Here is a 22543-nt window from a genome sequence, read left to right on the forward strand (position 1 = left end):
CGTCCGATTCAGGAATGAAAATATTATGAATTTAGAAACTATTGCCGCTCTTTCTCTCGGCGGCTTGTGTCTTGTTTATCTTGCGTATTCCGTCTTCAAACCGGAAAGGTTCTAAGGAAATATTATGGTTACGGAATGGATTCAACTTTCGATCTTTCTTTTTACGATCGTCCTGCTTTCTCCCTTATTGGGAGCGTATTTGTACAAGGTTTTCACTTCGTCCACGACACTGCGGTTCGAATCGATTCTCTATAGAATCTGCGGAATCGATCCGAGCAAAAACATGAATTGGAAAGAATATACGATTTCCCTAATTCTATTCAACGTTTTCGGTTTCGTTCTTCTTTTTATCATATTATTATTTCAGAATATTCTTCTCTTAAATCCAGGGAATTTTCCTGGGCTCGACCCTTATCTCGCATTTAATACAGCCGTGAGTTTTACCACCAATACGAATTGGCAGGCATACAGCGGAGAAGTTTCCCTCAGTTACTTTTCTCAAAGTGTGGGTTTGACGACTCAGAATTTTCTCAGCGCGGCGACGGGTCTTTGTGTTTTGCTCGTTCTCGCAAGGGGGATTTCCGCGAACTCGAATTCCGAACTCGGAAATTTTTGGAAGGATCTTGTTCGCGGAATTCTTTATATTCTATTTCCTTTATCCTTTATTCTCGCTTTGTTTCTTACCGGCTCCGGAGTCGTTCAAACATTTTCGGATTCAATCACGGCGACAACCTTGGAAGGAAATGTTCAGATTCTTCCCTTGGGTCCGGCGGCTTCGCAGATCGCGATCAAACAACTCGGAACAAACGGGGGAGGATTTTTCGGAGTCAATAGCGCACATCCTTTCGAGAACCCGACTCCGATCTCCAACTTTCTGCAGATGATTTCCATTCTTATTTTACCCGGGGCCTGCGTGTTTTTATACGGAAGAATCGTGGGCAATCTCAAACACGCATGGGTGATCTTCAGCGTAATGTTTTCGGTTTTTTGTTTGGGTCTTCTCGCGGTTTGGTTTTCCGAATCCTCTTTCAATCCGATCTCGAACACGTTCGGCTTTTGGGAAGGAAAGGAAGTTCGTTTCGGAATCCTAAACAGTTCGATCTGGGCCACGGCGACAACGGTGGCGTCTAACGGATCGGTCAACGCGATGCACGACAGTTTTTCTCCGCTCGGAGGTTTAGTAGAAATTCTGAATATTCAATTGGGTGAAGTGATCTTCGGCGGCGTGGGCGCGGGAATGTACGGAATGATTCTGTTCGTTCTTCTTACGGTATTTTTAAGCGGAATTATGGTGGGACGAAGTCCGGAATACCTCGGTAAAAAAATAGAAAAACGGGAAATTCAAATGTCGATCCTGGGTATTCTTTTACCGTCCACGGTTATTCTTCTTTTTACCGCGATCTCGGTGAGTTTGCCGGAGGGAGTCTCTTCTCTTGCAAACCGCGGACCGCACGGTCTTTCCGAAATTTTATACGCGTTTTCCTCCGGGGCGGGCAACAACGGAAGCGCATTCGCGGGACTGAACGTCAACACACCGTATTATAATATTCTAATAGGAATTGCGATGATCCTCGGAAGATTCGGAGTGATTTTTCCCGTGCTCGCAATCGCGGGAAGCTCGGCCGATAAAAAAAGATCCGAGGTTTCGTCCGAAGGAGCGTTTTCCGTGGAAGGAGGAACGTTCTATGTTCTTCTTTTGTTCGTGATCGTAATCGTCGGCGCGTTGACGTTCTTTCCCGTTCTGACCATCGGGCCGATACTTGAGCATTTTATAATGTTACAAGGCAAAACGTTTTAAGGAGAATCGGATGAGCCGCAAATCGAAAGTATTTTTGGAATCGGGCGTTTTTCAGGAGGCCGCGATTCAATCCTTAAAAAAATTGAGTTTTCGCTCTCAAGCAAAGAATCCGGTGATGTTCATCGTTTTTCTAGGGGCGTTATTCACAACTTGGATCGTCTTCAAGGACTTATACGGAGGAGTTTATTCTTCCTTCAATCTTCAGATCGGTCTTTGGCTTTGGTTCACCGTTCTTTTCGCGAATTTTGCGGAAGCGATCGCGGAAGGAAGAGGAAAGGCAAGAACGGACAGTCTTAAAAAAACGAGAACGAACATCATCGCCAAAAAACTGATCGGAGAGGACATTTCCACGGTTCCCGGAACTACATTAAAAATCGGTGATATAGTAATCTGCGAAGCAGGCGACTCAATCCCCGGCGACGGAGAAATCATAGACGGAATCGCAAGCGTGGACGAATCCGCTATCACCGGAGAATCTGCTCCCGTCGTTCGAGAAAGCGGAGGAGATCGTAGCGCGGTGACAGGCGGAACCAGAGTGTTAAGCGACAAGATCACGATCCGCATCACCGCGGAACAAGGAAACACGTTCTTGGATAAAATGATCGCGCTTGTGGAAGGGGCCAAACGTCAAAAAACTCCGAACGAAATCGCTCTTACGATGTTGTTGTCCGGTTTATCGTTCGTATTTTTGATCGCTGTGATCAGCCTTCCCTTTTTCGCCGAGTTCGTTGCAAAAGAAGGAGGTCAACACGCGAATCTTCCGATTCCGATTTTAATTTCTCTTCTTGTATGTTTGATCCCGACCACAATCGCGGGTTTACTTTCGGCGATCGGAATTTCCGGTATGGAACGTTTGATTCGGTTTAACGTAATCTCAAAAAGCGGAAAGGCGATCGAAGCCGCGGGAGATATCGACATTCTTCTTTTGGACAAAACCGGAACGATCACGTTAGGCAACCGCGAAGCAAGAGCGTTTTATCCGGCGAGCGGAGTCGACGAAAAATATCTCGCCGACGTCGCGCAACTTTCCTCTCTCGCGGACGAAACCCCCGAAGGAAGATCCATTGTCGTATTAGCAAAAGAGAAATTCGGATTCAGGGAAAGAAATCTTTCCGAGATGGAGGGAGAATTCATTCCGTTCAGCGCATCGACGAAGATGAGCGGTGTCGATTTAAAAAAACAAGGAAGAGTGATCCGAAGAATCCGAAAAGGCGCGGGTGATGCGATTCGAATCTATCTCTACAACTTCAGTCAAAAAATTTCACCGGAGATGGAAGACGTAATTCAAAGAATCGCTCAGAAAGGAAGTACTCCGATCCTCGTCGCGGAAGACAACAAACTTCTCGGAGTGATCGAACTCAAGGACATCGTAAAGGGCGGACTCAAAGAACGATTCGCAAGCTTGCGTACTATGGGAATTCGAACCGTGATGATCACGGGGGACAACCAACTCACCGCCGCGGCGATCGCGGCCGAAGCGGGAGTGGACGACTTTCTCGCGGAAGCGACTCCCGAAACCAAACTCAAAAAAATTCGGGAACAACAAGGAAAGGGTTATCTCGTCGCGATGATCGGAGACGGAACCAACGACGCGCCTGCTCTCGCACAATCCGATGTGGGTGTCGCGATGAACACCGGAACACAAACCGCAAGAGAAGCGGGCAACATGATCGATCTCGACAGCAATCCGAGCAAACTCATTGAAATCGTGGAAATCGGAAAACAACTTCTGATGACAAGGGGTGCGCTGACCACCTTTAGCATCGCAAACGACGTCGCAAAATATTTCGCGATTCTTCCGGCGCTTTTCGGAAGTTTCTACGCATTAGGCGGAACGGAAGGACCGTTATCCGCTCTCAATTTAATGCGACTTGGTTCCCCCCAAAGCGCGGTACTGAGCGCGGTGATCTTCAACGCGTTGGTAATCCCCGCTTTGATTCCTTTGGCCTTGAAGGGAGTCGCTTACAAACCTCTCGGAGCGGACAAAATATTAAAACGAAATCTCACAATCTTCGGTTTAGGCGGAATCATCACTCCGTTTATAGGAATCAAACTGATCGACATCACCTTGGTTTTATTGGGAATCGTTTAAGGAGAATCTAATGTTCAAAAACGCAACCATCGCAATCAGAACTTTATTTGTTCTTACGTTCATTACCGGAATTTTTTATCCGATCGTAATCACCGGATTTGCGGAACGCCTTTTCCCTTCGCGTTCGAACGGAAGTTTAATCCGAATCGAAGATAAAATCGTCGGTTCGGAATGGATCGCACAAAAGTTTACAAAAAAGGAATATGTTTGGTCTAGACCTTCCGCTTCGGATTATTCCGCATTTCCTTCGGGCGCTTCGAATGCAAGCGCTACCAATGCCTCCTTAAAGGCAAACGTCGAGGAAAGAAAAAAATTCCTTCTTGCAACACATCCGGACCAGAAAACCGTTCCTCCCGATTTGTTGTTCGCTTCCGGTTCGGGATTGGATCCGCATCTCAGCTTGGACGCGGTTCTTTTTCAAATGAATCGTGTCGCAGTGGCGAGAAAACTTACGCCGGAACAGATTCTTCGATTTAAAAAGATCCTGGAAGAATCGATCGAAAAACCTTCCTTCGGTTATATCGGCGAGAATCGAATCAACGTTTTGCGATTGAACTTGAAACTCGATGGCGAATTCGGAACAATCAAAGAATGACCGAGTGGAACGAAAAATCGCGTTTAGATCCGGACGAACTTCTTCGTAAGATTCAAGAAGATGAAAAAAAAGAATCTTCAGGAAAGCTGAAAGTTTTTTTCGGGATGGTCGCGGGTGTGGGAAAAACCTACGCGATGTTAAACGCCGCACGCGCTTTAAAAAAAGAAGGAGTAGACGTCGTGGTAGGTTACATAGAAACACACGGTCGCAAAGAAACGGAAGAGCTACTCGAAGGACTCGAAATACTTCCCCGAAAAAAACTACAACACAGAGGAATCGAATTCGAAGAAATGGACATAGACTCCATTCTCAAACGAAAACCCGAAGTCGTATTGGTCGACGAGTTCGCACATACGAATATCACCGGAAGTAGACACGTAAAACGTTATCAGGACGTAATCGAAATTCTCAATCACAGCATAAACGTATTCACAACTTTGAATGTTCAACATTTGGAAAGTCAAGTGGAAGCCGTGGAAAAAAGCGCGCTCGTAAAAATCAGGGAAACCATACCCGATTCCGTTTTGGACATGGCGGATGAAATTCTTTTGATCGATCTTTCCCCGGACGATCTCAGAAAAAGACTGCAGGAAGGAAAGGTATACGTCGCGGAAAAGGCGGATCTTGCCGGAGATCATTTTTTCAAAAAGGAGAATCTTTCCTTTCTTCGGGAAACCGCACTTAACTATACCGCGAGACACGTAAACACCTCGCCCGATTCCACGAAATTCAGGGAAAGAATCTTGGTAGCGATCAACGCAAGTCCCGATTCTTATTCCTTATTACGTTATGCGAAACGTCTTGCATACGAACGAAACGGTGAACTGTTCACTATCTACAATCAGACAAGGGAGAATCTTTCCAAAGAAAACGTAAGTCAATTGGAAAAAAATCTGAACTTTGCGAGAGAACTCGGTTCGGAAATTCTTTACACCGCCGACGAGGACCTCGTAGAATCCATTCTCAGGATCGCGGAACAAAAGAATATAACCCGTGTCGTATTAGCAAAACGGAATCAATCCTGGTGGAACCGGTGGAACTCCACGGTTTCCAGACTTACCAGAACGACCACCAACTTCGAACTTTGTCTTGTTCCGTACGATCAACCCCGTGACCTCGGCGAAGAATCCGCACTCGATCGTTTTCTAAGAACCTCTTCCGGAGGAAAACAATACGTCGCGTCCCTAACATTGATTCTTTTGGCGACTGCATTGAGTCTTTTTTTGGAACCGATCACAGGTTATTGGAGTATCTCGTTTTTATATCTCTTTTTCGTTTCCGCCATCGGATCTTTTTTTTCCAAAGGCCCCACGGTTCTCGCGGGATTACTCTCCGGAATCTTTTGGGATTTTTTATTCATTCCGCCTAGATATACTTTTTTTATCGAAAAGCTGGAAGACGTTTTGATGTTCGGTTCCTTTCTTTTTATATCGATCATCATAGGCAACGTCACTTCTCGTCTGAGACAAAAGGAAAAAACATTGGTCAACCGGGAACTTCGTTTAACAACGTTATACGATCTTTCCAAAGAGTTGGGACACGCGAGAGAAATCCGGCAGATCTCCGAAATCGGAGCGGAGAATTTAAGGAAGGTATTTCAAACCGACGTAACGATCCTATTGGAAAATCAGGGAAACATCGATTCCAATTCTTCCCGAGCAGGAAATTTTTTTCCAGACGCGAAAGAAACCGCGGTCGCCAACTGGGTTTATAAAAACAAAACTCCTGCGGGAAAATTCACGGACACGTTGCCCTTATCCTCGGGAACTTATTTCCCTATGGTCGCCCCCGGAAAAGTCATCGGTGTGGTCGGAATCGTTCTCGGCGAACGACTCAACCTGGATCAGGAGAATCTTTTACTCACGATGGGAAATCAAATCGCGCTGGCACTCGAAAGAGAATTGTTATCCGAAGAAACAAGAACGAGATACTTAGCCAATCAATCCGAAAGGTTATACACGATCATCTTCAATTCACTTTCGCACGAACTCAAAACTCCGTTGTCCACGATTCGAGGAGCGGTGACCGCATTGATGGAACCGGAAATCGGAACGGCCGAAGAAGCACGCAACGAATTGTTAAACGAAATCAACGAAAGTAGTATGATTCTCAACCTTCTACTCGGAAACCTATTGGACATTAGCCGATACGAATCCGGTTTTTTAAAGTTGAGAATGGACTGGCACGATCCTTCCGATCTCGTACACGTAGTCGTTCGAAGACTCAGACAAACCGTAAAAAACAGCCGTTGTGTGATCCGTTTACCCGAGAATCCGATTCCTACTTGGATGGACTTCACCCTGATGGAACAGTCCCTTTTTAACGTGGTATTCAACGCGGTTCAAATTTCGCCGGAAGGTTCTCCCGTATCCATAGAACTTATATGCAAAAAAGATAAAATGCAATACGTCGTAGAGGACAACGGTCCCGGAATCCCCGAGGAAGAACTTGAAAAAATCTTCGAGAAATTTTATAGAAGTAAGAATCAATCCCATGTTGGAAGCGGGCTCGGACTTTCCATCAGTAAGTCCATCGTGGAAACACACGGCGGAACCTTGATCGCCGAAAACCGAAAAGAAGGAGGAGCCAGATTTTGTATAGAGATTCCCGTAAAACCCGGTTGATCCGATGAAACCGAAAATATTGGTCGCGGACGACGACGATCGGATTCGAAAGATGATTCGAATCAGTTTGACCGCTTCGCACTACGATGTGATCGAATCGGGAACGATTCGAGAATCCATCCTCAAAGCCGCGAACGAATCTCCCGATGTGATCCTATTAGACTTACAATTTCCGGACGGAAACGGAGTCGATGCGTTACGCGAAATCAGAACCTGGAGCGAAACTCCGGTCATCGTCTTATCGGTGTTATCTTCCGATGCCGAAAAAATCTCCTTGTTGGACGGAGGAGCGGACGACTATATTACAAAACCGTTTAGTATGGGAGAACTGCTCGCAAGAATCCGAGTCGCGCTTAGAAACAAAACGCAGGAAGCCGGTTCTCCGATATTCTCTTCCGGAAATTTATACGTGGACTTATCGAGTAGAAACGTTCAAGTATCGGGTGAAACCGTACACTTGACTCCGATCGAATATTCTTTTTTATCCTTATTGATTCAACACGCCGGAAAGGTTCTGACCCAGGAACAGATCATACGTCACGTTTGGGGGCCGCTCGCCAGAAACGAATCGGGACCACTTCGAGTTCACGTCGCAAGTTTGAGAAAAAAGATAGAATCCGATCCTTCGAACCCTTCTTTGTTGTTAACGGAACCGGGAGTCGGTTACCGGCTTTCGGTTAATATCTAAAAAAATAGATTTAAAATTTAGAATATTCTCAATTTATAAAGAATGTTCGTCCGTCGAATCCGAACGACTTCGTTTATCAAATCGAAATACCCGCCGATAAAAACAATTGGACCCCGATTCCTTTTGCACGATCGAGTTCCTGTTCCTTACCGTCCTTCCAAATTCTTTCCAAAATCGCGGGGTCCGGTTTTTGATTGTAAAAAAGAATACTCTCTCTTTGAACGTGTGCGGAACTATTCATAAACAGAAGAACGTTAAAACCTCCGTTTAAAAAAATCCCCGAAGAGAACACATAACGTATCCCGGCGCCCGGAGCCACATAAGCCCTTTTGTTGGAAATCGAATAGGACCAACTCTTACCGTCCGCACTTCCGTCCGAATAAACCCAGAACTCGTTCTTACGATCTCTCTGAAAATAAAATTCCTGGCCGATGCCGACGCTTAGATAATAAGGAATCGAAAACGGAAACCATTCGAGAGCGATTGTATATTGGTTCTGAGTATATTCCTTATTTTGCAAGGAGAACGCGACCGCACCGGGTTGATAACCGGTTCTATCCAAATCGAAATGATCGGCCCTATGTCTTTGATGTGCTAAAAACGAAATGGAGAATTTTTCGTTGATGTTATAACCGGTTTGAAACCAAGAAAGTTCGTTGATGCCGAAACCTCCCAAGTAAAAACGTTTTCGATTGCGAAGTTCCCTTTGCGAATCCGCGATCATGGACAACTCGGAATCGTTCGGTTCCGCAAATAGGGAAGAATGGAAAACCGAAACCACAAATCCGATCACGAACAATAAACGATAAATCAAAACGATGAGTTTCATAGTAAGACTTTGGAAGAATCTTATTTCCTAACGATTGAGTAAATTGTAAAAACGATAACGGATCGGAATTTATATTCTCAAAATTGAAATCTCATCGGAATCAAACCCTCCCCGTTTGACAATTTAAGCCAATGTAAGTAAATATATGATATTGAGTTTCATTCTCATTTATGTTGACTTTTTTATCCATCTCCGTATCTTGGAAAAAAAGAGGCATCGTATATGAAAGAAATTATGGATTTTTCGCCTAATACTGATTTGGTGCTTTCGGAATCGTTTTTGAACGAGCCACTTGTTCGAAATCTTTTCTCTTTGAATGCGAAACACGAGACTGCAAAAGAAATCATCACGGAACTTGAAACGAAAGAACCTCGTCCCTCGCACAAAAAAAGAACCGAAACCATCTCACAAACAAACGGAACGGATCTTTTAAAAATACTTTCCACAATTTTGCAGACGAAGAATTTTCACTCCGAATACGAACCCATTCTCTCCTTGGACACGGGAAAAATTTTCGGATACGAAGCGCTTGCACGTTTTTATATCGAGGGGGAAAGAATTTCACCCGAGTTCGTATTTCAGGAATTGCACAAGGACGCGGATTTATTTTTCGAGTTCGAGACGAATCTAAAACGGTTTCAAATCGAAAATCGTCCCCTAGGGAAGAATTTATTTCTCAACCTGGATCCCCACGTTTGTAAAAACAGAGCGCAAGCGGATTCGTGGAACGAACTTTTAAGTAAAAGAAAGAACGTCGTCTGCGAAATCATCGAAAACACGGATTCCACATTGATCGAAGAAACCCGTTTTTGTTTGAACGCGTTGAAGGATTCGAACGTTCCGATCGCTCTCGACGACATGGGCGGGAAACGGAACCTTTTTTGTTTCGATTTTTTGGAATATTCTAAATTTATCAAATTCGACAAACACTGGCTTCATCTTTTCAAAACAAAGGAATCGTATAAGAACATAGCCTGGGGGTTTTTGGATTTTGCGAGAGAATCGAACATCCAGTGTATTCTGGAAGGAATCGAAACTCAAGAGGATCTTTTGATCGCGGCGGAGATGAGATTTCCGTTGGTACAAGGATATCTTTTTCAATCCAAGAATATTCTCGTTTAAAAAAGGAACGCGTCGATCGATTGCGGCGCGCAAAAAAAACGATTCAGCTCGGCTTTTCCATTCTCCAGCAATAGTGAATCCTTTCGTTTCGAAAGTCGTCCGGAATCGTAATCTTGGATATGTCCTTTATGTTGTCCCCAAGGATCGAGTTTTCATAAAATTCGAACTTTCTAAAGTTGGTGGAAAAATAAAGGACGGCTCCCGGAAGCGCGAAATCTCTATAAAGAATATTTAATATTTCTACGTGATCCCTTTGTATGTCGAATACGTCCGTCATCTTTTTGCTGTTCGAAAAAGTCGGCGGATCGACGACGATCAAATCGTATCTTTCGCGATCCGCTTCCTTTCTTTCGGTGTGAAGCCATTCCATCACGTCGGCTCTGAGCAGACGATGTTTGCTGAGGGAAAATCCGTTGAGTTTCAGATTCTCTTCGGCCCATTCCGAATACGTGTTGGAAAGATCCACACTCAGACTTTTTACGGCCCCGCCTGACGCCGCGTAAACGGTAAACGATCCCGTATAAGAAAATAAGTTGAGAAATTTTTTCCCTTTCGATTCCTTTCGAACGAGATCCCTTGTGATTCTATGATCCAAAAAAAGTCCGGTGTCGAGGTAGTCGGATAGATTTACGTAAAGACGAATTCCGTTCTCCCCCACTTCCATAAGCTCCGCTTGTTCGGATTGTTTTTCGTATTGTTCCTTTCCTTTTTTGGGTTCTCTTTTTTTCCAAAAGATCTGATCCGCGTTTAAACCGAGAACATCGGAAACAACTTTGCCGATCTCGGCATTCTCCCTTTCTCTTTCCTCGTCCGAAATTTCGTAACTGTTTTTATACGCGGAAATTTGACAGTAAGGCCCGTAGATATCCACGCTTACCGGAACCTGAGGAATGTCCCGATCATAGATCCGAAAACATTCTATCTTTCTTTTACGAGCCCACTTCTTCCAATGTTTGGACATTCTCGCAAGACGGTTGCGAAACATCACCATCGGATTTCCGGGATCGTGAATCGAATCGGATTCTTCGGTTCTTTTTTCTGACATGGAACCAGAATATAGAATCCGTATCAAAATCCAATCAGAACAAAAAGCGGGTCCGTAAAAAGACTGGAAAATTTGAAGCATCGGACGATCCTTGTTGGACGTTTTCCTATTTTTCAATGCGCGTGCGGGAGCAGAAATTTTGAAATACACTTACCTCGAAAATCAAAAAGTAAAATTGTTTCTCTCCTATTCGGAAACGGATTCCAAGGACGCGATTCTTTTCGTTCACGGTTATCCCGATACCCACAAAACCTGGGATCTTCAAATCGATTCCTTAAAGGATCAATATCGTCTGGGCGCGATCGATCTTCGGGGTTTCGGTCGTTCGTCCAAACCCCTAGAACAATCCGAGTACAACTACGCGGCGATTCTTCCCGATCTGCTGGAAGCGATTCGTTTTCTTTCCAAGGACAAAAAAGTCCACCTGGTCGGTCACGATTGGGGAGCCGCGCTCGGATGGTTGTTCATTAGTGATCCCGAATATTCAGGATATATAAAATCATTCACGGCGATCTCGGGTCCGCATCCGTGGCTTGCGGGAAAAAGAATGATAGACGATCTATTCAGTCTTAAAATCGAAAACTGGAGAAAGGTCATCGATCAGGGTTTTCGTTCCTGGTATATCTGGTTTTTTCAGATTCCTATGTTGCCAGAATTCATCTGGCAAAACTTCGGAGAATCGATTTACAAATTGATCATGGACTTAGGAGGGGTTCCCAAAAAGGATTCTCTTCGAAAGGTAAGCAGAAACGATATCTACGGTGCGACGATGGCTCCGATCAATCTGTTTCGGGAATTGTTGTTCGGAAGAACCGTGATCTCGGCTCCGTCGAACATAAAAGTTCCGGTGCAATTGATCGTTCCTCAGAAGGACTTTATCGTATTACCGGAAGTTTACGAAAACTCATACGACTACGTGGATAAGATCGAAATTCATAAATTGGATTCCAATCACTGGGTTCATAGGGAAAAACCCGAACTTGTCACCGAGTTGATTCAAAAATTCATCGTTAAGTATTCCGCATAACGTGCATTTTTCTTCAGGTCCGTTTTGAACTTCGAAATCGTTTCCTTATTGCTTATGCCGTTCACTTACGCGTTCGTAGGTTGGTTCACCAACTGGGTCGCGTTAAAAATGACTTTTTATCCGTTGAAGTTCTACGGAATTCCTCCTTATCTTGGTTGGCAGGGAATCATTCCGAGAAAGGCCGAAAAGATGGCGGGCAAGGCGGTCGACATCGTGACGACGTATCTCATCGACGTCGAGGAAATGTTCAGCAAGGTCGACCCGACGATGATTCAGGAGAATCTTCGTCCCGAAATCCAAAAAACGATTCTCGAAACGATGAAAGAGGTTTCGGACGAACTCAATCCTCTCGTTTGGAATTTGATTCCGGACCTAGTTAAGAATTCCATGATGAAGGAAATCGAAAGACAGGCTATGGATTCCATCCCGACCCTGTTTCAGGATTTACGCAAGGACTCCAAAAGAATCTTCGACATAAAAGGATTAGTAATCCGTAATATGACCGGGGACAACGTTCATCTCACGGTCGAAATGTTTCAGAAGGTGGGCGCGAAAGAATTTCGATTTATAGAGGTTTCCGGTTTTTATTTCGGATTCGCGCTCGGTTTGATCCAGATGGGAATTTGGCTGATTTATCCGGCGCTCTGGACCCTACCCGTTCAGGGAATTATAGTGGGATATCTCACGAATTGGCTCGCGCTCTTTTTGATCTTTCGTCCTTTGGAACCGATCGGCATAGGTCCCTTCCGTTTTCAGGGACTTTTTATCAAACGTCAAAAAGAAGTTTCCGAAGAATATTCGAGAATGCTCGCAACGCGTATTCTCAGTTCCGAAAAGATTTTGGAAGAATTGTTTTTCGGCAAAGCCTCCGAGGAAGTTTTCAACCTGGTCGTTCACGCGATCGAAAGACAGATGGATACGATGGCTTCGGTCATTCGCCCTACGCTTTCCCTTTCTTTTACTTCGAATCAATACAACCGTATGAAGGAAAAAATCATTCGGAAGATCACGGAGAATCTGAAAAACTTCACGACTCATATCGAAGACTATGTGGAAAAAGCGATCGATCTTGAATGTACACTTTCGGGAAAGATGATGTCGCTTCCTCCCGCCGACTTCGAAGACGTTTTGCGGACCGTGTTTAAGGAAGACGAACTTTTGTTGATTTTGGTGGGGGCCGCGCTCGGAGCCCTTGTCGGTCTCGGTCAGGCGTTTTTTATGATGCTTTGATTAAAATAGAATATTCTAAAAACTTAATATTTATTAAAGTCTTCCCGAAGCGGTGTAGTATTTTTGATAATACGCTTCGTCGATTGAATTGATCGTAACCCCTCTTTTTACGGAAGCGTGAACGAACTTCTTTTCTTTCAGATAAACCCCGACGTGGCTGATTCGATCCCCGTAGATGGTGAAGAAGATCAGATCGCCTTCCTTCAATTCTTCCTTGGAAATCGGATTGGTTCGCGGGAACATCGTATAACTCGGCCCGCTGAGACGGGAGCCGTACACCTTGGAAAGAATTTTACTCGTAAAACCGGAACAGTCGATTCCGGATTCGTCGGTTCCGAAATCCTTGTAAGGAGTTCCCAACCAACGATAGACTTCCCGATAAAGAGCGATGTTGTTCTCGGGTTCGATTTCGATTCCGTGTGTTTGACGATAAAAGTCGCGGAGCGATTCTTCCCCGAGTTCTTTTTTCTCCGCGTGTAATACCGCATACAAAACGGAAAGAACGCAGACCGAAAAAAATAAGATCTTCTTTGACGGAATCATTCTTCCTTTAGACGGATTAAAAATTGACCCCGCCGAAAATGATCAGCTCTAAAAATCCGAAATTCTGACTTGCTCTATCTTTTGAATGTCCGTTCGTAAAGATATTCGGAAGGTCTATGTAACCTCCCTTAGCGCCTAACTCGAAAAAGACGGATTTAAAAACGTCCGCGCGAGTTGCGACGTAACCCGAAACACCGTAACCGGACGCGTGAAAGTGATTGTTTTTACCTTCTCCGAAAAGACGTACGTCGCTTCGACAAATGATCGGACCGCCGCCGACCGAAGAAACAAAACTGACCGCATTCTCACCGTTAGCCGAAACCCAAAGAGGTTGAATCATTCCCACGTCTAAGTAAAGAAAATTCAATCCGTCCGTGTGTTCGAATTTCAAAAAATCCGGCGTGATGTTGATCGTTTCTCCGTTGTGATATCCTTCCAACTTTTTATATGCGTCCGGAAAAAGATAAAGATAAACCGCTGAATCCGAAGAAGTCGCAAGATGCGCCCTTTGAATCGCAAGCGGATCGATGTAACCGTAGATGTTCGACGCCTGACCTCGGCTCATCACGTATTTCATGTGATCCTGACCGAATGCGATGAAAAATTTATCCGCGAAATAGTACGTTAGGCGAAAGTTATACTGAGGAATTTCCCAAAGACTCGGATTGAGATAAACGGAGGGATTGAATTTTTCCGGCTTATCCTTTGCTACAACGTCCTTTAACGTGAAGTTATATCCGGGTCCGCGAAAATTGATATCGCTCTGAGTATAAGAATCCCGGTTGTATCCCCATTGAAAACTCCAAGTTCCTTTTCTTTGATCGACTCTTCTCGGAGGTTCTTTTTCCTCTTTGGAAGCGATCTGAGGGTTCAAAGGAATCTGTTCGTTTTTCGGTTCGGCGTTGACTTGAGCGAAAGGAACGACGTCTTGAATGTCCGAGTTCTTCGTTTTGGATTCCGCGAATGTGGAAAACGAAAGAAGACAAAAGATAAGAATGGAAACGATCTGTTTGAATGAAATCGGAAGTTTTCGAATAGAATTGAAGTTCATGAAAGTCGCGGCGAAATAAATTTCTTAACTAGTATATCAATATACTAAAATCAGGGTGGCCGCGTCTCTGGCTATGTTTTTTTCCGGGCTTCCTTTTCCGATTTATGAAGTAAGAATGGAAACGCGGTTATCCCGCGTTTCGAAGAACGAAATTCCGAATTTGATCGCTCACAAGATTCGGATGTTCCTTTTGAATCCAATGATTGGAATCGACCGGATAAAATTCCAAGGAATCGCAAACCGCTCGGTGAGAATCGTAACATTCCGGACTGATCGCCATATCTCTTAAGGGTATCAAAACTCGAACCGGAACCTCGATCCGTTTCGGAGTCGGATATAATTTTCCTCGGATCAGTTCCCTATATAAGTTCATCGGATGGATCGCGCTTTTGAGAATCTGTTCTTTTGTAAACGTTCGCATCGGATCCTCTTTCGGAATTTCGGCGGCATACATCAGATACTTCCAAACCGGAAGCGCCAATCTTCTCATCAAAAATCCGGGCAACCAAGGGATCTGGAAAAACACGATATACCAGGACATGACGGATTGTCGCAAGGCCAACCACATCTTCTTCGGATTCAAACTGAAGAAGTATTTAAACATTAAGTTTCTTGCAAGTATCGGATGCGGACCGCCCATCGCGGTGTAGGAAAGAATGTTTTTGGAATATTCAAAATCCCCCACATAGGCCCAGGACAACAATGCCCCCCAATCGTGAGCGACGAGATGAATCGGTTTTCCGTTTCCTAAAAAACGAATCACCGCTTCGAAATCCTTAAAAATTTCCCGAGCGTTGTAAGCCTTTTGTTCCGAGGGTTTGCTGGAATCTCCGGCGCCCCTCAGATCGAACGCGCCCACGTTGAATTCTTCCGAAAGTAATTCGAGCTGGCGATCCCAAGTCGAATGTTCGTCCGGATAACCGTGAACAAAAAGAATCGTTTCCCGATCCGGCCTTTCTTCCGCGGTCGTATTGTATTTTAGAAAAAGATTCAGATTTCCGTTTCGAACGAATGTCGTTTTAAAACGGGATTCCGTATCAATTTTTTTCGAGGTTTTTCTTTTTGTCGGATACAAAGCGATCATCGGTTTTCCTTCGATTTTGTTAAGAGACATCGTAACGGATCAGAATCGATCGCTTAGGCTCGTCATCTTATGTACGATATTCGGAGTCATACGGTTGAAGAAACTGATCGTCTTGGATTTGATTCCCGGAAAGACGTGCAGTTTTCTTTTTTCCATTCCGTTTACGATCGCCTTTACGACCGCGACCGGGCTGTCTACAATCGACTTAGGAACGTCTTGTTGTTTTCCGAACTGTTGCGATTTCAAAATTCCGGTGTCCGCAAAAAACGGATACACGTTCGTCACCGCGATTCCCTTTTTACGAAGATCCGCGTCCATCGCTTCGCCCATCGCGCGAATTCCGAATTTAGAAATCGAATAAAAGATCAGTTCACCCGGCGCAACCTGTCCCGCTACCGAGGAAAGATTTACGATCTGTCCTTGTTTTCTTTCGAGCATCGCCGGAACGAACAAACGACTCAGATGAATCGGCGCGTAAAGATTCACGTCGAGAATCAGATTCCAATTTTTATCGGGAACATCCAAAAGCCCGCCCTTAAACGCGAGCCCCGCGTTGTTGATCAACACGTCCACACCCTTGGAGGAAAGCTTTAGAGTATTCTGATATACGTCCTTACAACCTTCTTGAGTTTGAAGATCGCCGGAAAAACTACCGAGAATCTTTCCAACGAACTTGGGATTAAAACCGTTCTTTCCGTTTTCGTCCCATCTTCTGTGCAGATAAAAATCCGCGTCCGTGTTCGGAGCTTTGAGATCGGTGAGAATCACGTTCGCTCCCTTTTCCAAAAGTTGTTTCGTCAATTCTCTTCCGAATCCGCCGTTCGCGCCGGTGATTAGAATCGTCTTATCTTTCAATTTGCTCATATTGCTTCTCTGTATTGGTGTTCTTGTGATGAAAAAATTTCTTTCGCTAAGTATAAGTTGTCTTCCTGATCGGGATGAAACGAAAACCGAAAGTACTTCAAGGCCGCGATCACGGTCAAAGGGAGAACCTTCTCTTCCGAAATCATAAGCTTAAACAATTCCTTTCTGGTTTTCCAGCGGAACAAAAGTCCGTCCTGCCAAAGAAAGATCAGAACCGCGGAAAACGTAAAGGCGAAAAAGATCGTGGATGCGATGCTCATTCCGATGATACGAATCCAATAACTCTGCGTCACTTCCTTCAGAACGTCGAAGGCCGCCGACTTGTGTTCCAATTCTTCCGCGGCGTGCCATTCGAAAAGTCTTCTCATTTCCGGATGCGCTTGTTTTAAAAGTCCGCTTCTCAATCCGAGATCGGCCACAAGAGAAGTGTAATGTTCCAAACCCGCGACCGCGGCCATGTTCATCTTTTGGGAGAATAGTTTTTCCAAAAGTCCGAACGCGAACCAAACCACGAAGTTCATAAAACCTTCGAACTTATATCCTTGATCCTTTAGGTTTTGCCAAAACTTCTTATGTTCTCCGGCGTGTTGCGCTTCTTGGCCCACAAACGCGATCGCGTTCCGTTTTACCTTTCCTTCTTTCAGTTGAGGAATGTATTTCTGAATCGTTCTGATAAAATACTTTTCCCCTTCCGGAAAAAGAATGGTCCACGCGTTCAAAACGTGCGTTAAGGAAGCGTTGTCTCCGCACCAATGTTTCGGAACGTTATCCGAAAATTGAAACCTGGGTTTTCGAACCGGATAATCCGATTTTTCAAGGACGTTCGTTTGATTCATATCGTTTTCAAATCCGTTTTGTATATTCGTATATTCTGATTTACTTTCATTTCAAAGTCTCAAGCCGCACCAACTCGAACCTTGGAAGATTTTTTCGTCTTCTCTTTTGCTTTCGTTTTGGTTCGAGGCAACGGGGCGACGGAGACTTTTTTGTTTTTCTTGGGGGAAGATTCTTCCCAATAACGAACGTGAGGAAGATTCTCGTCCAACCAATACGCGTCCGAATCGCTCACCACGAGAATTTCTTCCCACTTCACTCCGAAACTCTCTTCGGCTTGCGCGCCTTTGTAGAATTTTCCGATATGAGGTTCCACGGCCCAGAGCCCGGCGTCGACTCGGGTCTTCGTGAATTCTCCCCAAAGAGGCGACGAATTCTTGTTAGGTGATAAGAATCCTTTTAGGATTTGAGGAACGAGATATAAAAACGTTTGAGGCGGAAATCCCAAAACCCTTCCACCCGGAACTTTCCATCCGGGAACACGGCCGACCTTATGACCGAGAACTCCGTTGGGATACAATGTATGACAGTTTGAATAACCGAGGTCGGCGATGAGATCGTTGCAACTGCGATAGATTTCTCCCATCGATCTTTCGGCGCGGACCAATTCCAAAATGAGGGATCTGAATCCTTTTAAGTCGTTGCGGCCTTGTTCTACGGCGGGATTTTTTCCGAACGCAAAAGAATATCCGACGTCGGCGGTAACACCTTTCACGTTAGGCGCAACATCGAGGATGACCGCCATTCCTTCCTTGAGTTTACGATCGGAGGGTTGAAACGCGAAACCGAAATGGGGAAGAATCCCGTCGCCGCCGATCGCTTTGAAGGTAAGAGGTCTTCGAAAACCTCGGAAGCAGGTTCTATCTCCGAACCACGCGAAACCGTAATGAAAGAAATTCTTTCCTCCTCTTTCACGGATGTAAGAATCGATCAAGGACGCCGCCGTTTTTTCGGTCATTCCCACGGTGAGTCTTTCGCGCACCCACTCCACGGCATCATATGCAAGTTTTTGCACATTCTTGAAATCATCCAGGTCCAAGGACGAATAATATTCTCGAGACATTCTCCCTCCGATAGAACCGCAAACGGTTTATCGAAAAGAATTGTAGCGCATGTTACACGAGTGATCGTCCGATCTTATGATTTCCGACCGATTTTTAGGATTTTTTTCTCCATTCCGCCGGAGTCATTCCCGCGATTTTGAGGAATTGAGCGTTGAAGGTCGATTTCGTATTGAACCCGACTTCGAATCCGATGGAAAGAATCGTCTTTTCCGGTTCTTCCAAAAGAATCTTTTTAGCCTCGATGACTCTGTATCCGTTGATGAACTCGTTGAAATTTTTGCCGTAACTTTCGTTGAGAATTCTAGAAAGCTGATGCGGTGTGATCAGAAGTTTTTCGGCAAGATCCTGCATTCGAATCTCCTCGTCTCGATACGACCTTTCTTCTTCCATCAACTCGTTGAGACGAAGTTTGATCGCGTCCAAGTTGATTCCGCCGAGCTGGGTTTTTTCGTATCGTTTCTGCTGTAGTTCCGACTTGAGAGATTCGAAGAAGTTCGGATATCTCGCGGTGAAAACAAAAACGAGTCCGTTCCCCAAGGTCATCAGCACCGAAGCGAATGCGAATAAGCCGGGGACGTCGAGATAAAATCCGATCCCGGATAATTGGATCGAACCGATCGTAACCAAAAGCATAGAAGAAGCAAGTCTCGAAAGATGAATGTCGATTTCCTTAAAGGCCTTCCAAAAAAGATAAACCGAGTAGATACAATACAGAGTTAGATGGACATATCCGATTCCGATCAAAAGAGAAACTGGATTTTTTCCTCGATGAACAAACGCATCCGCGATGAGTTCCGACTTTCCCTCGAAAGGAGAAAGAAAGAAAATCAATTCTCCGAAAAACGCGACATACGCCGGTATAAAATGTCTCTTGAGTGGGATCTTGTCGTCGAGACTGAAGCGGAGCATTCTCCCCACCACAAGAAGAAGCGCGGGTCCCATCGCGAGCAAAGAGGAAAAGAAAAATATCCAGAGAAACGGATAGGATGCGGTTCCGGGCATCTGCACAAAACCGATCCTGGATTCCGCGGAGGCCATGATGAGCGCGAGCAAAAACATTCCGGAAAATCCTTCTCCCCGTTTGTGTTTGGCTAACTCCGTGAAAAAAAGGAGAATACAATACGCCGGACCAAGTTGAATTATAAAATGAAGACCGAACCAGATCGGATCCGATGGGTTGAGTGCGCTCATGGGAAATGGGAGAAGGAAAGCCCACCCGGAAGTTTTGTCCAGAAGAAACGGGAAAAATCGACTCTCGCAAAATTAGAAGTATTGACGCGTACCATTCTCTGAGGTTCCCTATCGGTATGAGTGAATTCATTGAAATCAAAGTTGGGGAAAAATCCTATCAGTTCCCGTTGATCTCCGGAACCGATGGAAAAAAAGGAATCGATATTCGTGAGCTTCATCAGAAGACGGGGCTCATTTCCTACGATCCGGGCTTTTTTAATACCGCTTATGCCGTGAGCCGCATTTCCAGAAGAGATCCCGATTCGGGAGAACTTCACTATCGCGGTTACGACGTCGCCGATCTAGTTCAACATTCCACGTTCGTCGAAACCAGTTATCTTTTGATCTACGGAAAACTTCCCACCGAACAACAACTCAAGGAATTCTCCCTCAAACTTTCCAGACACTCTTTGATTCACGAAGACATGATCAATCTCTTCGACGGATTTCCGGGAAAGGGACATCCTCTCGCGGTTCTTTCGGTGATGGTCACATCCCTTTCCAGTTATTATCCGGAAGAATACGAAGAATCCTTAGACAAAGGAATCGATCATTCCGCGAGACTTCTCGCGAAGATCAGAACGATCGCGGCATTCTCCTATAAAAAGATCGTAGGCGAGCCGTTCGTTTATCCTTTGGATAAACATCCTTATTGTACGAACTTTTTATATATGTTGTTTTCCATTCCTTCCAAGGACTTTGTTCCTACGGAAGAAGTGGATCGTATTCTAAATCAGCTTTGGATTCTTTACGCGGATCACGAACAAAACGTTTCCAACACGACGGTTCAGGTGATCGGTTCCACTCAGGCGAACTTGTTCGCTTCCATCTCGTCCGCGATCAACGCGCTCTGGGGTTCGAGAGAAGGCGGACGTCAGGTTGCCGCGGTCGGGCTTATCGAAGACATCATCAAATCCAGAAAATCGGTTCCCGAATATTTCGAAAAATTCAAAGGGGATTCGGAAAGACTTTTCTCGAACGGTTTCGGTCACAAGGCATACGACTCGAAAAGTAAAAGAGCGATCATCGCGGGAAAACTTTTCCACGACTTTTACAAAAAACATCCAGTGAATCCGATCGCGGAAGTCGCCCTTAAGATCGACGAGTATATGCAGAATGATGAATATTACATCAATCAAAAGTTATATCCGAACCTCGAGTTCTACAGCGCGGTGATTTTTAATTCTCTCGGAATTCCGAAAGAATTGTTCACAGCGATGCAGGTCATCGGAAAACTTCCGGGCTGGCTAGCGCACTGGAGAGAACAACGCGTTTCCGGTAATTACAGCAAGGCTCGTCCGAAACAAGTTTACACCGGAGAAATCGGTCGGAAATACATTCCGCTTTCGGAAAGATAATTTTCGTTTTCAAATTCGAGAACCCGAGATGGAAACATCGGCTCGCACCGGCGGAATAATACGCAAGGGAAAGAGCCGAGAGTTTTCTCTCGGGTTTTTTTGTGCTTCGGGGATTTGTAAGAGTTCCCACAAACTGCGTACGGAACGGGAGAATTTTTCGAAAACGAAGTAGTTCCTACATTTTTAGGGGAATGTTCGAGCGTTGGGGGATTTTCGGATTCCTGCGATAAGTGCAATGAGAACATAAATATAGGAACTCATACAAATCTCTGCGAACTTCAAAAGAGTTCCATGAGACTTCGCGGGAGCTCCACAAGACTTTGCAGGATTTCGAGGGAGTTCCTACATTCTTTCCAAAAACGAAAAAATCGGCGGGACTAAGAGTACAAAAAAAGACCGGCTAATCGCGTTAGCAACCGCCGGCTGAATAGGTTTCAATTCTGTAAGTCCAGTTAATTAGACCGGTTCTTATCGGTCAACGCCTTCAAGAAAGTTACGATCGACTTTGTATCGGAATCCGAAAGATCCTTCCCGAGTTGAAGGTGAGCCATTTTCTTGACCGCTTCTTCCAGGGTTGCGACTTTTCCGTCGTGGAAATACGGACCGGTGATCGCTATATTTCTAAGAGACGGAACTTTAAACACAAAAGCGTCAGCGGCGTTTTTCGTGAGGGATTGGCGACCCTTGTCTACGGTATTTTCATACGGATTGACCTGGCCGAGTTTTCGGAAGGAGTTCCCACCCAAAAGAGGTCCGATATGACAAGCGGTACAACCGGTGGCTAAGAATTTTTCCAAACCTTCCTGCTCTTCCGAGGAAAGCGCCTTGTGATCGCCTTTTTGAAATTCGTCAAATCGATCCTGAGTTTTTAGAGTTCTTTCGAAAGCCGCGATGGCGCCCGCAAGATTTTCATAAGTGATCGGATTTGAATCCTTAGGATAAGCCTTTGCAAAAAGGTCCTTGTATTCCGCGATCGCGGAGATTTTCTTTTCGACTTCGGCCGCGGATGGCATAGCCATTTCCACCGGATTCAAAATCGGCCCCTTGGCTTGTTCTTTCAAATCCTTCGCTCTTCCGTCCCAGAACTGAGCGACGTGAAAGCCCGCGTTTAAAACGGTAGGAGAATTTCTGTCTCCATTCTTCCCAAAGGCTCCGGGAGAAGTCGGAAGATTATCCACCCCGGCCGCTTTACCGACAACGTTATGACAGGAATTACAAGCCTGCGTATCGTTCGCCGAAAGCCTCTTTTCAAAGTATAACTTTTCACCCAACTGAACCAATTCCGGGGTATCGGCTTCTCCACCCGGCATTTTGTCGGGAATCGTCCCGAAGACTTTCTTGGAATCATCGATGAGCTTTTTCGTCTTCTCCGACGGTCCACAGGACACCAATACGCTTCCCAGGAGCGCTAGGGAAAGCAACCCCACTGTAGATTGTTTCATAACCAGTTCCTCTCTCTATTACT

Annotated in this window: 20 protein-coding genes; 10 read left to right on the forward strand and 10 right to left on the reverse strand. The window is 45.1% G+C overall.

Annotated features, from left to right (window positions below):
* The first annotated feature begins 25 nt into the window (after positions 1–25).
* Genes CH367_RS08705 through CH367_RS08730 form a run of 6 tightly spaced genes read left to right on the forward strand, consistent with a single transcriptional unit; the run spans position 26 to position 7797 of the window.
* Positions 26–115, forward strand: coding sequence for a potassium-transporting ATPase subunit F (locus CH367_RS08705; RefSeq protein ID WP_100762126.1), 90 nt, complete (start codon positions 26–28; stop codon positions 113–115).
* A 9-nt stretch (positions 116–124) separates the two neighbouring features.
* Complete coding sequence (gene kdpA / locus CH367_RS08710) at positions 125–1798, forward strand: potassium-transporting ATPase subunit KdpA (RefSeq protein WP_100762127.1); 1674 nt, start codon at positions 125–127, stop codon at positions 1796–1798.
* 10 nt (positions 1799–1808) lie between these two features.
* On the forward strand, positions 1809–3890 hold the full coding sequence (gene kdpB / locus CH367_RS08715; RefSeq protein WP_100762128.1) for a potassium-transporting ATPase subunit KdpB: 2082 nt from the start codon (positions 1809–1811) through the stop codon (positions 3888–3890).
* Between the two features lie 10 nt (positions 3891–3900).
* Entirely contained in the window at positions 3901–4485 is a 585-nt protein-coding gene (gene kdpC, locus CH367_RS08720; RefSeq protein ID WP_100762129.1) for a potassium-transporting ATPase subunit KdpC, read from the forward strand.
* Positions 4482–7109 carry a sensor histidine kinase gene (locus tag CH367_RS08725; RefSeq protein ID WP_100762130.1) on the forward strand — a complete coding sequence of 876 codons (2628 nt, stop codon included), beginning with the start codon at positions 4482–4484 and terminating at the stop codon, positions 7107–7109. The genes kdpC and CH367_RS08725 overlap by 4 nt, the downstream gene beginning before the upstream one ends.
* Before the next feature lie 4 nt (positions 7110–7113).
* Positions 7114–7797 (forward strand): response regulator, encoded by a 684-nt coding sequence (locus CH367_RS08730; protein ID WP_100762131.1) that lies wholly within the window; start codon positions 7114–7116, stop codon positions 7795–7797.
* 76 nt (positions 7798–7873) lie between these two features.
* Here CH367_RS08730 and CH367_RS08735 read toward each other — a convergent pair whose 3' ends face one another.
* On the reverse strand, positions 7874–8626 hold the full coding sequence (locus tag CH367_RS08735; RefSeq protein WP_100762132.1) for a hypothetical protein: 753 nt from the start codon (positions 8624–8626) through the stop codon (positions 7874–7876).
* Between the two features lie 222 nt (positions 8627–8848).
* Between CH367_RS08735 and CH367_RS08740 the strand changes: the two genes are divergently transcribed.
* Entirely contained in the window at positions 8849–9748 is a 900-nt protein-coding gene (locus CH367_RS08740) for an EAL domain-containing protein (protein ID WP_100762133.1), read from the forward strand.
* A 43-nt stretch (positions 9749–9791) separates the two neighbouring features.
* Here CH367_RS08740 and CH367_RS08745 read toward each other — a convergent pair whose 3' ends face one another.
* Positions 9792–10793, reverse strand: a complete 1002-nt coding sequence (locus CH367_RS08745; protein ID WP_100762365.1) for a class I SAM-dependent methyltransferase — start codon at positions 10791–10793, stop codon at positions 9792–9794.
* Positions 10794–10932: 139 nt separating this feature from the next.
* Between CH367_RS08745 and CH367_RS08750 the strand changes: the two genes are divergently transcribed.
* Complete coding sequence (locus CH367_RS08750) at positions 10933–11820, forward strand: alpha/beta fold hydrolase (protein ID WP_100762364.1); 888 nt, start codon at positions 10933–10935, stop codon at positions 11818–11820.
* A gap of 24 nt (positions 11821–11844) precedes the next feature.
* Positions 11845–13050, forward strand: coding sequence for a DUF445 domain-containing protein (locus CH367_RS08755; RefSeq protein WP_244284525.1), 1206 nt, complete (start codon positions 11845–11847; stop codon positions 13048–13050).
* 33 nt (positions 13051–13083) lie between these two features.
* Here CH367_RS08755 and CH367_RS08760 read toward each other — a convergent pair whose 3' ends face one another.
* From CH367_RS08760 to CH367_RS08790, 7 genes are all read right to left on the reverse strand, one after another.
* Entirely contained in the window at positions 13084–13593 is a 510-nt protein-coding gene (locus CH367_RS08760) for a C40 family peptidase (protein ID WP_100762135.1), read from the reverse strand.
* A gap of 16 nt (positions 13594–13609) precedes the next feature.
* A complete protein-coding gene (locus tag CH367_RS08765; RefSeq protein WP_100762136.1) occupies positions 13610–14644 on the reverse strand; it encodes a hypothetical protein in 1035 nt (344 codons plus the stop codon).
* Between the two features lie 127 nt (positions 14645–14771).
* A complete protein-coding gene (locus CH367_RS08770) occupies positions 14772–15758 on the reverse strand; it encodes an alpha/beta fold hydrolase (RefSeq protein ID WP_244284526.1) in 987 nt (328 codons plus the stop codon).
* A 9-nt stretch (positions 15759–15767) separates the two neighbouring features.
* On the reverse strand, positions 15768–16592 hold the full coding sequence (locus CH367_RS08775) for an SDR family NAD(P)-dependent oxidoreductase (protein WP_100762137.1): 825 nt from the start codon (positions 16590–16592) through the stop codon (positions 15768–15770).
* On the reverse strand, positions 16589–17428 hold the full coding sequence (locus CH367_RS08780; protein ID WP_100762138.1) for a metal-dependent hydrolase: 840 nt from the start codon (positions 17426–17428) through the stop codon (positions 16589–16591). The genes CH367_RS08775 and CH367_RS08780 overlap by 4 nt, the downstream gene beginning before the upstream one ends.
* Positions 17429–17487: 59 nt before the next feature.
* Positions 17488–18489, reverse strand: a complete 1002-nt coding sequence (locus CH367_RS08785) for a M24 family metallopeptidase (RefSeq protein WP_100762139.1) — start codon at positions 18487–18489, stop codon at positions 17488–17490.
* Positions 18490–18583: 94 nt separating this feature from the next.
* Entirely contained in the window at positions 18584–19681 is a 1098-nt protein-coding gene (locus CH367_RS08790) for a helix-turn-helix domain-containing protein (RefSeq protein ID WP_100762140.1), read from the reverse strand.
* A gap of 116 nt (positions 19682–19797) precedes the next feature.
* Here CH367_RS08790 and CH367_RS08795 point away from each other — a divergent pair, with 116 nt between their 5' ends.
* The gene (locus CH367_RS08795; protein ID WP_100762367.1) at positions 19798–21078 is read left to right on the forward strand and encodes a citrate/2-methylcitrate synthase; all 1281 of its coding nucleotides are present in this window, start codon (positions 19798–19800) and stop codon (positions 21076–21078) included.
* Between the two features lie 452 nt (positions 21079–21530).
* Here CH367_RS08795 and CH367_RS08800 read toward each other — a convergent pair whose 3' ends face one another.
* Entirely contained in the window at positions 21531–22520 is a 990-nt protein-coding gene (locus CH367_RS08800) for a cytochrome-c peroxidase (RefSeq protein ID WP_100762141.1), read from the reverse strand.
* Between the last annotated feature and the right edge of the window lie 23 nt (positions 22521–22543).

This window comes from Leptospira barantonii (assembly GCF_002811925.1).
GTDB classification, from domain to species: Bacteria; Spirochaetota; Leptospiria; order Leptospirales; family Leptospiraceae; genus Leptospira; species Leptospira barantonii.